This is a genomic window from Nocardioides conyzicola, from assembly GCF_039543825.1.
GTDB lineage: Bacteria > Actinomycetota > Actinomycetes > Propionibacteriales > Nocardioidaceae > Nocardioides > Nocardioides conyzicola.
Genome location: NZ_BAABKM010000002.1, coordinates 2,281,934 through 2,294,801, shown reverse-complemented (window position 1 = coordinate 2,294,801; position 12,868 = coordinate 2,281,934). Strand labels below are relative to the sequence as shown.

The following is a 12,868-nucleotide window of genomic DNA, read 5'->3' as shown; positions in this document are numbered from 1 at the left end:
GCTGAAACCCTCGCGACACGCCGCGACGCTGCGGCGGGTCGTGCGGGGGTCGGCGGTCAGCCGGTGAATCCTGTGACGGGTGTGACGAGGCTCAGTCGCGCCGAGAGTCGGTGTAGTCCGACCACTTCTCGAGCTCTTCGGGAGGAAGCTCGTCCTCGCCCTTGGAGCCGTGGAGCTCACTGGCGAGTGCACCGAAGTCCGTCTCGTGAGTCTGGTACTTCAGGTCGCGAGCGACCTTCGTCTGCTTGGCTTTCGCTCGGCCGCGCCCCATAGGGTCAGCCCCCTCGCACGCTCGGCCGGGGCACAGTGGCACCCGGGCTGGTCTCAAAGAGTTCTCGTGACCCCAACGCTACCTGTTGCCCGGCTGTTCCTGCACATCGGTTCCAGCGATTCGAACGGCAATCGCGCCGAATGTCACCAGCCGGGGTGCTGACCGACCAGCTCGACCGCCCCGCCACGCCCGGTCGCGGGCGTCACCTCGCCGGCGACCCAGGCCCGGATCCCGTGCTGGGCGAGTACGCCGATCGCGGCGTCGACGTCGTCCGGCGCGGTCAGGGCGACCATGCCGACGCCGCAGTTGAGGGTGGCCTCCAGGTCCGGCTGCGACACGTCGCCGACCCGGCGGACGAGGTCGAAGATCGGCTGCGGCGTCCAGGTCGCCCGGTCCAGGGTGGCGGACAGCTCGACCGGCATCACCCGCTCGAGGTTGGCGGCCAGGCCGCCGCCGGTCACGTGCGACATCGCGTGGGTCTGGGTGCGGTCCGCCAGCTCGAGGCAGGCCTTCGCGTAGATCCGGGTGGGCTCGAGGAGCTCCTCGCCGAGGGTGCGCCCGAAGTCGTCGTGGTGGCCCTCGAGCGGCAGCGCGGCCTTCTCGAGCAGCACGTGGCGGACCAGGGAGTAGCCGTTGGAGTGCAGACCCGACGCCTCCATCGCGATCACCACGTCGCCCGGACGGACGCGGCCGGGCCCGAGCAGCTTGGCGGCCTCGACGACGCCGGTCGTCGCGCCGGCGACGTCGTACTCGTCCGGCCCGAGCAGGCCCGGGTGCTCCGCGGTCTCGCCACCGATGAGGGCGCAGCCGGCGAGCACGCAGCCCTCGGCGATGCCCTTCACGATCGCGGCGATCTTCTCGGGCTCCACCCGGCCGGTCGCGATGTAGTCGGTCATGAAGAGCGGCTCGGCACCGCAGACGACGAGGTCGTCGACGACCATGCCGACCAGGTCGAAGCCGATGGTGTCGTGGATGTCCATCGCCTGGGCGATCGCGACCTTGGTGCCGACCCCGTCGGTGGAGGTCGCCAGCAGCGGGCGCTCGTAGCGGGTCAGCGCCGACGCGTCGAAGAGACCGGCGAAGCCGCCGAGCCCACCGATGACCTCGGGCCGCCGCGACTTCTCGATCCAGCCCTTCATCAGCTCGATGGCCGTGTCGGCGGCCTGGATGTTGACGCCGGCCTCGGCGTACGCGTTGGACTCGCTCACGAGGTCTCCTGGTCGGGCTGGGTCGACGTCACGGGTTGTTGAGGACGGGCAGCGCCTTGCCCATCGTGGGCGAGCTCAGGGTCGCCTCGAGCAGGTGCTTGCCCAGCAGGCTCTCGTCCGGCAGCTCGATCGGGTACTGACCCGTGAAGCACGCCGTGCAGAGCGTGTCGCGGGTCTGCTTCGTCGAGTCGATCATCCCGTCGAGCGAGATGTAGCCGAGGGTGTCGGCGCCGACGCTGGCCGCGATCTCCTCGGGGGTCAGGCCGTTGGCGATCAGCTCGGCGCGGGTCGCGAAGTCGATGCCGTAGAAGCACGGCCACTTCACGGGCGGGCTGGAGATCCGGACGTGCACCTCGAGGGCACCGGCCTCCCGGAGCATCCGCACCTGGGCGCGCTGGGTGTTGCCGCGGACGATCGAGTCGTCGACGACGACGATCCGCTTGCCGCGGATCATGTGCTCGAGCGCGTTGAGCTTGAGCCGGATGCCGAGCTGGCGCAGCGTCTGGCTGGGCTGGATGAAGGTGCGGCCGACGTACGCGTTCTTGACGAAGCCCTGGCCGAAGGGGATGCCGGACTCCTCGGCGTACCCCGCCGCGGCCGGCGTGCCGGACTCGGGGACCGGGATGACCAGGTCGGCCTCGACCGGGAACTCGCGGGCCAGCTGCCGGCCCATCTCGACGCGCGACTCGTGGACGCTGCGGCCGCTGATGGTGGCGTCCGGGCGGGCGAGGTAGACGTACTCGAAGACGCAGCCCTTGCGGTCGGGCTCGGCGAAACGGTGGGAGCGCAGGCCGTTCTCGTCGATGACGATCATCTCGCCGGGCTCGACCTCGCGGACCACGCTGGCGCCGATCGTGGCCAGGGCGGCGTCCTCGGACGCGACCACCCAGCCCCGGTCGAGGCGGCCCAGCACGAGCGGCCGGATGCCCTGCGGGTCGCGGGCGGCGTACAGGGTGTTCTCGTTCATCCACACGAAGCAGTAGGCGCCCTGCAGCAGCGGCAGCACCTCGAGCGCCCGCTGCTCCAGCGACGTGTCCGGGTGGTGGGCCAGCAGCGCGGTGACCAGGCTGGTGTCGTTGGTCGACGTCTCCTGCGGACGGGTGTGCAGGTCGAGCTCGTCATCGGGGCCCGGCAGGTCGACGACCATCTGGGCGAGCTCGGCGGTGTTGATCAGGTTGCCGTTGTGGCCCAGGGCGATGGAGCCGTCGGCGGTCGGGCGGAACGTCGGCTGCGCGTTCTGCCAGGTGCTCGCGCCGGTCGTCGAGTAGCGGCTGTGCCCGATCGCGAGGTGACCCTTGAGCGACGCCAGCGTGGTCTCGTCGAAGACCTGGGAGACGAGGCCCATGTCCTTGTAGACCAGGATCTGGCGGCCGTTGCTGACGGCGATGCCGGCCGACTCCTGGCCACGGTGCTGGAGGGCGTAGAGCCCGAAGTACGTCAGCTTGGCGACGTCCTCACCGGGAGCCCAGACCCCGAACACCCCGCAGGCGTCCTGAGGACCCTGGTCGTGGGGGTCGAGCGCCGCGGTCAACCTGCCGTCGCCACCCTTGCGGGGGCTGCTTTGGAAGGGCACTCCTGAAGTCTACGGCTGGACACCCGTGCCACCCAGTCCGGGACGCGCGCTTACCATGACCTCGACCACCGGAAGAAGTTGAGGACCGATGCCCCGGGACACCCCGGCAGGGCCCGTCCGAGGGCGCGTGCGCCTCTCGGATGCTGGGTCGCGCGACGCCCTCCAGCTGATCGCCGAGGGCGTCACCGACGTCGCCCACTTCGGGGTCGCCGCCATCAGCGTGGTCCGCGAGGACGGCAAGCTCGAGGTCGTGGCGGTCGCCGGCAGCGACGTGGCCCGCAGCCAGCTCGAGGGATCCCGTACGCCGGTGGACCGCCTGGCGGGCGAGATCGCGAAGGCGGACGACTGGGGCCTCCTCCGCTTCGTGCCCCACGAGCGGCTCGAGCCCGACGCCGGCGACGAGTGGGGCTGGGTCCCCGACATCGAGCCGATCGACGCCCCGGACGCGTGGCACCCGCTCGACCTCCTGATCGCGCCCCTGTACGACGACAACGGCGTCCTGCGCGGCACCCTGGCGATGGACGTGCCCGCCGACGGGCGCCGACCGGGCGAGGAGCAGCGCGCACTGCTCAACATGTACGCCGAGCAGGCCGGCCGGGCCGTCGTCGTCGCCCTCGAGCGGGAGGCCCTCGCCGAGCAGGTGCGGATGGCGCAGGCGGCCCGCAGGATCGTCCGGCGGGCCACGGCCCAGCTCAGCCTCGAGCGGATCGCGGCCGACAGCCGCGACGCGCTCCTGGAGGGCTTCCGGGCGGCCGGCATGTGGATCCACACGTTCGCCCGCGGGGCCGAGGGCCTGGGCCACATCTACTCGTCGAATCCCACCGAGGTGGCGCTCACGCCCGATCTCGTGAAGATCGCGGAGTCCACCGCCCAGGCCGCCTGGCGGTCCCAGCAGGTGGTCATCGTCGCGTCGAACGTCGAGGACGACGAGTCGCTCGACCCGGCCGAGCGCGCGGCGGTGCTCAGCTTCCTCCGGGGCATCGATGTCGAGTCGCTGCTCTTCATCCCGCTGGGTGCCGGACCGGAGTGCCTGGGCAACCTGGTCCTCACCCGGCTCCCGGGGGCCCCGGAGTGGACGGAGACCGAGGCGGCCGCCGCTCTCGACATCGGGCACGACCTCGGCCGCGCGATCCTCAACGCCCGCACCTTCGAGCGCGAGCACCAGCTGGTCGTCGAGCTCCAGGAGCTCGACACCTACAAGGGCCAGCTGATCGCCACCGTCGCCCACGAGCTCAAGAACCCGCTGTCGTCGGTGCTCGGCCACCTCGAGATGCTCGAGTCCGCGCGCGACCTCGCCGGTACGACGCGGGGGTCGCTCGCGGCGATGGAGCGCGGAGCCCAGCGGATGGTCAAGGTGATCGACGACCTCCTGCTGCTGTCGAAGGTCGGCGACCCGGACAACCCGGTCATTCCCACCCCGGTCGACCTGAGCCACGTCCTCGACGAGGTCATCGACCTGGTCGAGCTCAGCGCGCAGCAGAAGCGCCTCGACCTCAAGGTCGAGGTGCCGGACGGGCCGGTCCTCGCGCTGGGCGACGCCGACGAGCTGGACCGGCTGTGCGCCAACCTGATCAGCAACGCGGTGAAGTACACCCCGGAGGGCGGCTCGGTCACGGTCGCGATCGACGTCGTCGACGGCGACGTCGTCTTCACCTGCCGCGACGAGGGGATCGGCATGTCGGCGGAGGACGTCGCCCGGCTCGGCACCGAGTTCTTCCGGTCCTCGAACCCGCTGGCCCTCGCCCAGCCCGGCACCGGGCTGGGGCTGGCGATCGTGCGCCGGATCGTGGAGCGCCACGGCGGCAGCATGGACATCGAGTCCGACCTCGGCCACGGCAGCACCTTCCGGGTCCACCTGCCGGCGGCCTGACCGCTCATAGGATCGGGTCGATGTCCGAGCAGCCCACCGATGAGCGACCCGTCCGCGGTTCGCGGTGGTCGGACGTCCAGGCCCGGGACTCGCTCCAGTCCATCGTCGAGACGCTGGCCGAGGTCGCCGGCTTCGACGTCGTCGGGGTCAGCGCGGTGCGCGACGACGGCTACCTGCACGTCCTGTGCCTCGTGGGCCCGGCCGACGCGCGCGAGCGGCTGATCGACAGCCTCGCCCCGGTCGCCGACCTCCTCGGGCAGCTGGAGCTGGCCGAGGACTGGGGGACGCTGAAGTTCATCCCCCACGACAGCCTGATCATCGACGTGGACAAGTGGGGCTGGTTCTCGGACCGCCCCCGCGACGTACCGGAGGGTGCCTGGCACCCCGAGGACATGCTGGTCGCGCCGATCCACGACGACCGCGGACAGCTGGTCGGCATCCTCGGCATGGAGCTCCCGAAGGACGGGCTGGTCCCGGTCGACGGCACCCGCGAGCTGCTCGAGATGTACGCGCGCCAGGCCTGCCGGGCCATCGCCGCCATCCTCGAGTCGGAGCGCCTCGCCGAGCAGATCCGGCTCGCGGGCGCGGCCGCCGACATCGTCCGGCGCGCGACCGGCTCGATGTCGGTCGACGACGTGCTCACCCAGTGCGGCGGGGCCCTCGTGGACGGGTTCCGGGCGCAGGCCGTGTGGACCCACCTCTTCGGAGCCGAGCCGCGCCCGGTCCGCGACGCCGACCCGCACTCGCCGCCGCCGACGCTGATCGACCTGCTCGCGCGGTACGCCGCGGCCGCGTGGGACCGCCAGACCGTCGGCGTCTTCGCGCCCGACCGGCTGCCGCCGGAGCCGCTCGGAGCGGCCGACCTCGCCGAGGTGCTCGAGTTCATGGACTGCGAGTCGCTGCTCGTCGTCCCGCTCGGTGCCGGCACGGAGTGCCTCGGGTGGCTCGGGCTGACCCGCGAGCAGGGCGGCGCCGAGTGGAGCGCGGGCGAGGCCGACGTGGCGTTCGACATCGGCCGCGACCTGGGCCGAGCGCTCGCCACCGCCGGCAACTTCGAGCGCGAGCACCGGCTGGTGCAGGAGCTGCAGGAGCTCGCCGACTACAAGAGCCACCTGGTGGCCACCGTGTCCCACGAGCTGCGCACCCCGCTGACGAGCATCGTCGGCTTCCTCGAGCTCCTCGAGGGCGACTCCGGCCTGTCCGACCGGTCCCGCAACGCGGTCGCGGCGATCCACCGCGGCAGCGTCCGGCTCTCCCGCGTGGTGGAGGAGCTGCTCGTGCTGCACCGCACGGGCGAGGGCGACCTCGACGCCGCCGGCACCGTCGACCTGCGGGCGACCGTCGCCGGGATCGTCGAGCTCAACGCCGAGCCCGCGGAGCGCCGGCAGATCACCGTGACCGGACACCTCCCAGCCGGACAGGTCCCCGTGCGCGGGATCGAGCACGAGCTCGAGCACGTCGTCGCCAACCTGGTCGGCAACGCGGTGAAGTACACTCCTGACGGAGGCCACGTCGTCGTCACCCTCGAGCAGGTCGCCGGCGAGGTGGTGCTGACCTGCACCGACGACGGCATCGGCATCTCGGCGGCCGACCAGGCCCACGTGTTCGAGGAGTTCTACCGCTCCGCGGACCCCGACGCGGCCCACCGGTCGGGCACCGGGCTGGGGCTCGCGATCGTGCGCCGTCTCGTCGACCGGCACGGCGGGTCGATCGAGCTGGAGTCCGAGCTCGGTAGCGGCAGCACCTTCCGGGTCCGGCTGCCGGGCGCCTGACCGGTCAGCGCGCGAGGTTGCGCAGCAGCAGCGCCTCGGCGAGCACGACCCGCTCGAACTCCGCGAGGTGCAGACCCTCGTTGGCCCCGTGGGCCCGGGTGTCGGGGTCCTCGACGCCGGTGACCAGGACGCTCGCCCGGGGGAAGGCCTCGAGGAACTCCGCGATGAAGGGGATCGAACCGCCGACGCCCATGTCGACCGGCGCGGTGCCGTCCCAGGCCTCGGTGAACGCCGCCCGCGCCGCGTCGTACGCCGGGCCGGTGGCGTCGATCTGGGTGGCCTCGCCGGTGTCGACGACGGTGTGGGTCAGGGTCGCACCCCACGGCACGTTCGCCTCGAGGTGGGCGACCAGGCGGGCGAGCGCGTTCTCCGTGGTGTCGCCCGGCGCGATGCGCAGCGAGATCCGGGCCTTGGCGGCCGGGACGAGCGTGTTGCTGGCCCCGGCGACCTTGGGCGCGTCGAGGCCGGTGATGCTCAGGGCGGGCTTGGTCCACAGCCGTTCGACCGTCGACCCGCTGCCGATCCACTCGATGCCGGGTGCGCCGCCCGACTCGGCCCGGAGGCGCTCCTCCGGGTAGTCGACGTCGGCGGCGGGACCGCTGTGCAGGCCCGCGATCGCGACGTTCCCGGCGTCGTCGTGGAGCGTGGCGATCACGCGGCTCAGCGTCATCAGCGCGTCGGGCACCAGGCCGCCCCACATGCCGGAGTGCACGGCGTGGGTCAGGGTGCGGACCTCGACGTCGACGCGGACCAGGCCGCGCAGGCTCGTGGTCAGCGCGGGCACGCCGATGTCCCAGTTGCCGGAGTCGGCGATCACGATCACGTCCGCCTCGAGGCGCTCCTGGTACTTCCCGAGCAGCTCGACCAGCGTGTCCGAGCCGACCTCCTCCTCGCCCTCGATGAAGAGGCGCACGGTGACCGGCAGGTCGTCGCCGAACACCCGCAGCGCCCCGACGTGCGCCATGATCCCAGCCTTGTCGTCGGCCGCGCCGCGGCCGTAGAGGCGCCCGTCGCGCTCGGTCGGCTCCCACGGGGCGGAGTCCCAGTCGGCGTGGTCGTTCTCGGGCTGCACGTCGTGGTGGGCATAGAGCAGCACGGTGGGCGCACCCTCCGGCCCCTTCTTCTCCCCGATGACGGCGGGCGGCGCGCCGTCGTACGCGCGCACGATCTCGACGTCGACCCCCTCGGCGGCGAAGAGCTCGGCCGTCTTCTCGGCGCTCTTCTCCACCTCGGTCAGCCGCTCGGGGTCGGCGCTGACGGACTCGATCCGCACCAGGTCCTCGAGGTCCCTGCGGACCCCCGGAAGCACGGACTGGACCTTGGCGGCGAAGTCGTCACTCATGCCCGCCAACTTATGTCAGCGGCAGGTAGGCCGTCAGGTCGGCCCGCTCGCCGCTGGCACGGACCCGGCCGGTGCCGTCGGCGTCGGCCCAGGTGAGGGCGCCGGAGGCCAGGGCGACCCAGGTGCCGGCGTCCATCTCGACGACCGCCGGCGGGGTGCCGCGGGTGTGCCGGACGCCGGGGATCACCTGCACGGCGGCGTACGGCGGGATGCGCACCTCGACCGAGTGGCCGGGCGCGCGGTCCTCGAGCACGGCCAGGAAGTGCTTGACGAGCAGCCGGAGGTCGGCGCGGTCGGCCTCGTCGGCGGCCACCCGGGCCATCGCGGCGGCGACGTCCGTGGGGTCGGCCGGGCGCAGACGGGCCGCCATCAGCCGTCCTCCCGCGCGATCGACTCCGGGTAGGGCTGGAGGACGGAGAACCACAGGTACGTGCGGCGCTCGGGATCGCGCCCCCGGGTCCGCTTCGTCCAGGCGGCGATGACGGCGTCCAGCTCCTCGGCGAGCTGCCCGGCCTCCTCCTGGGTCAGCCGGACCGCGCTCTCGTTGACGGTGCGCAGGGTGTCGGGGCCGGGACCCTCGGGGGCGTACGCCGCGTCGACGACGGCGTGCCCCCAGCTCGAGGCGTGCTGGCGGAAGACCGCTCCGGCCGCCTTGCCGCCCGGGAGCCGCTCGAGCTCGTCCATCTTCACCGACAGGCCGTGCTCCGAGGTCGGCCGCCAGACGCGGTCCCGCTTGTCGCGGGCGGCCTCGGGGTCCTCCTCGACGAGCCCGTACTTCGCCAGCTGACGCAGGTGGAAGCTCGCCTGGTTGGCCGGGATGTCGAGCTCGCGGGCGAGATCGGCGGCGCGCATCGAGCCGCTCGCGGTCAGCTCGGTGAGGATCCGGTTGCGGACCGGGTGGGCGATCGCCCGCAGGATCTTCGGGTCGTGGACCGGCTGACCCTGGGAGTGATACGGCATGCGCCCAGCGTAGCGGAATTGCGCACGCACTATTGCGCAACATTACTTGCGCAATATATGGTGCGAATATGACCGGCTACCGGAACCTCGCCCGCAACCACGACTTCACGGTGCTCTGGGCAGGACAGACGATCAGCGAGCTCGGCAGCCGGGTGAGCATGTTCGTCTTCCCGCTCATCGCCTACGCCCTCACCGGATCGACCCTGGTCGCGGCCGGCGCCGAGGCGGCCCACCTGCTCGGGATGGCGGCGACGCTGCTGCCCGCCGGCGTGCTCGCCGACCGGTTCGACCGCCGGCGGATCATGCGCACGTCAGCAGGGATCGGGGTGGTGCTGTACGCCTCGCTGGTGGCGGCCGACCTCGGCGGCGCGCTCACGGTCCCGCACCTGCTCGTGGTCGCGCTGCTGACCGGGGCCGCCGCCGGCCTCTTCTCCCCCGCCGAGCTCGCGGCGGTCCGCACCGTGGTCGCCGCCGAGGACCTGCCGACCGCGATGAGCCAGAACCAGGCCCGACTGCACGTCGCCGGGCTGCTCGGCGCACCGCTCGGTGGCGTGCTGTACGCCGTGACGCGGTGGCTGCCGTTCGCGGCCGACGCCGTCTCCTTCGCGGTCTCGTGGCTGCTGCTCGGCCGGGTCCGGACCGACCTGTCCGCACCGACCACGACGACCCCGCGGCGCCCGGCCCACGACCTCGCGGAGGGGGTCCGGTTCATCGCGTCGCGCCCGTTCTTCCGGGTCCTGACGGTGTGGGGCGCGCTCACCAACCTGGCGGTCAACGCCCTCTTCTTCGTCGCCGTGCTGCGCCTGATCGAGGGCGGCTTCCCGGCCTTCCAGATCGGCCTGGTCGAGACCGCCGCGGGGCTCTGCGGCATCCTCGGCGCCGTCGTCGCCCCCTGGATCATCGACCGTACGGCGACCGGCCGGCTGACCATCGCGGTCGCCTGGAGCTTCCTGCCCCTCGTCGTACCTCTCGCCCTGTGGAACCAGCCGGCCGTGGTGGCGGCCGCGCTCGCCGCCGGGATGTTCCTCAACCCGGCCGGCAACGCGGGGATCGGCTCCTACCGCGTGGCGGTCACCCCGCCGGAGCTGCTCGGCCGGGTGCAGGCGACCAGCCAGTTCGTGTCGATGTCGGCGATGCCGCTGGCGCCGGTGCTGGCGGGAGCCCTGCTGGCCGGGCTCGGCGGCGGCTGGGCGATCGCGGTGCTCGGGGTGCTCACCGCCGGGGTCGCCCTGATCCCCACCCTGTCGGTCAGCGTCCGGTCGGTCCCCCGGCCCGCCGCCTGGGAGCGGTGGACCGCGCCGGCCTGACCGAGCGGGCGAAGCGCTCGGCGGCCGTGGCGACCAGCGCGACCAGCTCGGGCGGCTCCTCCACGGTGAAGTCGCTGTCGAGGTGGGCGAGCACCATCAGCGGCCAGTCCAGGGTGTCCGTCGCCATCGTCAGCAGGCAGCCGGAGCCGTCGGGCTCGATGGTGGCCCAGCGGCCGACGTACTCCTCGACCGTGGCGGCGGGCGCGGTGAGCCGGACGCGGACGACGTACCGCTGGCCGACTGCCTTGATGCCGGCGCGCACGAAGGCCGGTGCGTCCTCGGCCGGCAGGTCGCGCGGACGGAAGCGCTGCCCGGTGAGCTCGGGGCCGGAGATCCGGTCGACGCGGAAGGACCGCCAGTCCTGACGGTCGCGGTCGTAGGCGACGAGGTACCACCGCCGACCGAGGGACACGAGCCGGAAGGGCTCCACCCGCCGGTGCGTGGGGTCCCCCACCCGGGCCTGGTAGCCGAACGTCAGCAGCTCGTCGTCCCGGCAGGCCTGCGCGAGCACGGTGAGCGTCCCGGCATCCACCGCCGGCCCGCCGCCCCACGGGACGCCGTCGGTCTGCGACCGCAGCGCGTCCATGCGCCGGCGCAGCCGCGGCGGCATCAGCGCGATCACCTTCGTGAGCGCCTGCACCGACGTCTCCTCGAGGCCGGCGACCGCGCCGGACGCCGCCGTGTGCAGCCCGACCGCGATCGCCACCGCCTCGTCGTCCTCGAGCAGCAGCGGCGGCAGCGCCGCACCGGCCCGGAGCTGGTAGCCGCCGGACACCCCGCGGACGGCGTCCACGTCGTACCCCAGCTCCCGGAGGCGGTCGATGTCGCGGCGCAGCGTCCGCGGGCTCACCGCCAGCCGGTCGGACAGCTCGGCGCCCGGCCAGTAGCGGTGGGTCTGCAGCAGCGAGAGCAGCCGCAGCATCCGGGCGCTGGTCGACATGCCCCGAGCGTACGGCGAATTGAGGTCAGATCCTGACCGCTCGCAGCACCGCATCCGTGACGGTGTGCGTCTCGTCGTGCCGCGTCTCGGTGCGCGTGCGCGCCTCCGCGTGGATCTCGAACGCGGCGGGATCCAGGGCGGGGGCGAGCTCGTCCGCCGTGAACATGACGCCCGGCATCGACCAGCGCAGCCCGGTGTGCTCGTCCTCCGGGTGGTGCCCGGCGACGAGCAGGGTGCCGCCCGGGGCGACCCCGGCCGCCATCTGCCGGGTCGCCTCGAGCATCCCGTGGTCGAGCAGGTGCAGGAAGCAGGACGTGACCAGGTCCCACTGCTCGCCCTCCGGGGTCCAGGTGCGCAGGTCGGCCTGGCGGAACTCGATCCGGTCGGCGACGCCGCGCTCGGCGGCGTGCTCGGCGGCCTTGCGCAGACCGGCGTCGGAGAAGTCGATCGCGGTGACCTGCCAGCCGCGCTCGGCCAGCCAGATCGCGTCGCCGCCCTCGCCGCAGCCCAGGTCCACGGCCCGGCCGGGCGTCAGGTCGCTCGCCTCGGCGACCAGCACCGCGTTGGGCCGGCCGCTCCAGGTGCGGCCCTCGCCGGCGTACCGCTCGTCCCACGACGCCTGCTCGAAGTGCTCACGGGTGATCTCGTGTCCGTGGCTCATGCCGACACCTTCCGGTACGTCGCGACCGCTGCCGCGGTCTCTTCCTCGATCAGGTCCATGTTGATCATGGCACCCGCGTTCAGGCCGCCGGCGGCGGCCGAGATGACCTGTGCACGCAGGTCGGTGACGTTGCCGGCGAGCCAGACGCCGGGCACCGTGGTGGCGCCGTTGGCGTCCGAGGGGACGGCGTACCCGAAGACCACGCCGTTCATCTCGAAGGCCACCGGCTCCAGGCCGAGCGAGGTCAGCAGGTCGGAGTTGGCGACGAACTGCGGTGCGGCGACGACCGCCTCCCGGGGCACGACCTCCCCGGACCCCAGGCGCAGGCCGACGAGGCGGTCGTCCTCGACAACGACCTCGGCGACGGCGCCCGCGACCACGGTCACCCCGCGGGCGGCCAGCCGCTCCGCGTCCTCCGCAGACAGCTCGAGCCGGTCGTTGAGGAAGAGCGTGACGTCGTCGCTCCACTGCCGCCAGAGCCCGGCCCCGTGCAGGGCGAACGCGTTGCTCGCGATGATGCCGATCGCCCGGTCGCGCACCTCCCAGCCGTGGCAGTAGGGGCAGTGCAGCACGTCGTTGCCGAACCGCTCGGCGAGGCCCGCGATCTCCGGCAGCACGTCGGTCAGGCCGGTCGTGACCAGCAGCCGGCGCGCCCCGACGGCGCTGCCGTCGTCGAGGGTCAGCTCGAACCCGGCACCGGTCGGCGTGGCGGTCGTGACGCGGCCGGGCCGCACCTCCACGCCGTACGCCGCCACCTCGGCGCGGCCGATCTCCAGCAGCTCGGCCGGCGGGGTGCCCTCCCGGCCGAGGTAGTTGTGCACGTGCCCGGCGGCGGCGTTGCGGGGGTCGCCCGCGTCGACGACCAGCACCCTGCGCCGCGCCCGGCCCAGGGCCAGCGCTCCACTCAGGCCGGCGGCTCCGCCGCCGACCACGACCACGTCGTACGTCTGTGTTGTGTCCATGC

General features: G+C 73.0%; 12 protein-coding genes. 3 read left to right on the top strand and 9 right to left on the bottom strand.

The features are described 5' to 3' along the window. Positions 1 to 91: 91 nt before the first annotated feature. The 3 genes from ABEA34_RS14150 to purF all read right to left on the bottom strand — a co-directional run bounded on the left by ABEA34_RS14150 (position 92) and on the right by purF (position 3,052). A complete protein-coding gene (locus ABEA34_RS14150; RefSeq protein WP_345521977.1) occupies positions 92 to 271 on the bottom strand; it encodes a DUF3073 domain-containing protein in 180 nt (59 codons plus the stop codon). Between the two features lie 143 nt (positions 272 to 414). After that, positions 415 to 1,479: a phosphoribosylformylglycinamidine cyclo-ligase gene (purM, locus tag ABEA34_RS14145; protein ID WP_345521976.1), complete on the bottom strand. Its 1,065-nt coding sequence runs from the start codon at positions 1,477 to 1,479 to the stop codon at positions 415 to 417. Positions 1,480 to 1,507: 28 nt separating this feature from the next. Further along, positions 1,508 to 3,052, bottom strand: a complete 1,545-nt coding sequence (gene purF / locus ABEA34_RS14140) for an amidophosphoribosyltransferase (protein WP_345521975.1) — start codon at positions 3,050 to 3,052, stop codon at positions 1,508 to 1,510. A gap of 127 nt (positions 3,053 to 3,179) precedes the next feature. On the opposite strand from purF, the gene ABEA34_RS14135 reads away from it, so the two are divergent. Further along, complete coding sequence (locus ABEA34_RS14135; protein WP_345521974.1) at positions 3,180 to 4,922, top strand: ATP-binding protein; 1,743 nt, start codon at positions 3,180 to 3,182, stop codon at positions 4,920 to 4,922. 20 nt (positions 4,923 to 4,942) lie between these two features. Then, the gene (locus tag ABEA34_RS14130) at positions 4,943 to 6,694 is read left to right on the top strand and encodes an ATP-binding protein (protein ID WP_345521973.1); all 1,752 of its coding nucleotides are present in this window, start codon (positions 4,943 to 4,945) and stop codon (positions 6,692 to 6,694) included. Between the two features lie 4 nt (positions 6,695 to 6,698). Here ABEA34_RS14130 and ABEA34_RS14125 read toward each other — a convergent pair whose 3' ends face one another. Genes ABEA34_RS14125 through ABEA34_RS14115 form a run of 3 tightly spaced genes read right to left on the bottom strand, consistent with a single transcriptional unit; the run spans position 6,699 to position 8,996 of the window. Beyond that, positions 6,699 to 8,036, bottom strand: a complete 1,338-nt coding sequence (locus tag ABEA34_RS14125) for a dipeptidase (protein WP_345521972.1) — start codon at positions 8,034 to 8,036, stop codon at positions 6,699 to 6,701. 10 nt (positions 8,037 to 8,046) lie between these two features. After that, positions 8,047 to 8,406 carry a sterol carrier family protein gene (locus ABEA34_RS14120; protein WP_345521971.1) on the bottom strand — a complete coding sequence of 120 codons (360 nt, stop codon included), beginning with the start codon at positions 8,404 to 8,406 and terminating at the stop codon, positions 8,047 to 8,049. After that, positions 8,406 to 8,996, bottom strand: a complete 591-nt coding sequence (locus ABEA34_RS14115; protein ID WP_345521970.1) for a helix-turn-helix domain-containing protein — start codon at positions 8,994 to 8,996, stop codon at positions 8,406 to 8,408. The genes ABEA34_RS14120 and ABEA34_RS14115 overlap by 1 nt, the downstream gene beginning before the upstream one ends. Positions 8,997 to 9,064: 68 nt before the next feature. On the opposite strand from ABEA34_RS14115, the gene ABEA34_RS14110 reads away from it, so the two are divergent. After that, positions 9,065 to 10,303 (top strand): MFS transporter, encoded by a 1,239-nt coding sequence (locus ABEA34_RS14110; RefSeq protein WP_345521969.1) that lies wholly within the window; start codon positions 9,065 to 9,067, stop codon positions 10,301 to 10,303. Here ABEA34_RS14110 and ABEA34_RS14105 read toward each other — a convergent pair. The 3 genes from ABEA34_RS14105 to ABEA34_RS14095 are packed head-to-tail and all read right to left on the bottom strand — an operon-like array spanning position 10,245 to position 12,866. Further along, complete coding sequence (locus tag ABEA34_RS14105; RefSeq protein ID WP_345521968.1) at positions 10,245 to 11,243, bottom strand: helix-turn-helix transcriptional regulator; 999 nt, start codon at positions 11,241 to 11,243, stop codon at positions 10,245 to 10,247. The two genes, ABEA34_RS14110 and ABEA34_RS14105, sit on opposite strands and share 59 nt — an antisense overlap. 25 nt (positions 11,244 to 11,268) lie before the next feature. Continuing rightward, complete coding sequence (locus ABEA34_RS14100) at positions 11,269 to 11,904, bottom strand: SAM-dependent methyltransferase (RefSeq protein ID WP_345521967.1); 636 nt, start codon at positions 11,902 to 11,904, stop codon at positions 11,269 to 11,271. Next, positions 11,901 to 12,866, bottom strand: a complete 966-nt coding sequence (locus tag ABEA34_RS14095; protein WP_345521966.1) for an NAD(P)/FAD-dependent oxidoreductase — start codon at positions 12,864 to 12,866, stop codon at positions 11,901 to 11,903. The genes ABEA34_RS14100 and ABEA34_RS14095 overlap by 4 nt, the downstream gene beginning before the upstream one ends. Positions 12,867 to 12,868: the final 2 nt, after the last annotated feature.

Coding starts and splice junctions, on each gene's coding strand:
- ABEA34_RS14150 (WP_345521977.1), bottom strand. CDS start 271: ATGGGGCGCGGCCGAGCGAAAGCCAAGCAGACGAAGGTCGCTCGCGAC.
- ABEA34_RS14130 (WP_345521973.1), top strand. CDS start 4,943: ATGTCCGAGCAGCCCACCGATGAGCGACCCGTCCGCGGTTCGCGGTGG.
- ABEA34_RS14125 (WP_345521972.1), bottom strand. CDS start 8,036: ATGAGTGACGACTTCGCCGCCAAGGTCCAGTCCGTGCTTCCGGGGGTC.
- ABEA34_RS14120 (WP_345521971.1), bottom strand. CDS start 8,406: ATGGCGGCCCGTCTGCGCCCGGCCGACCCCACGGACGTCGCCGCCGCG.
- ABEA34_RS14115 (WP_345521970.1), bottom strand. CDS start 8,996: ATGCCGTATCACTCCCAGGGTCAGCCGGTCCACGACCCGAAGATCCTG.
- ABEA34_RS14110 (WP_345521969.1), top strand. CDS start 9,065: ATGACCGGCTACCGGAACCTCGCCCGCAACCACGACTTCACGGTGCTC.
- ABEA34_RS14105 (WP_345521968.1), bottom strand. CDS start 11,243: ATGTCGACCAGCGCCCGGATGCTGCGGCTGCTCTCGCTGCTGCAGACC.
- ABEA34_RS14100 (WP_345521967.1), bottom strand. CDS start 11,904: ATGAGCCACGGACACGAGATCACCCGTGAGCACTTCGAGCAGGCGTCG.
- ABEA34_RS14095 (WP_345521966.1), bottom strand. CDS start 12,866: ATGGACACAACACAGACGTACGACGTGGTCGTGGTCGGCGGCGGAGCC.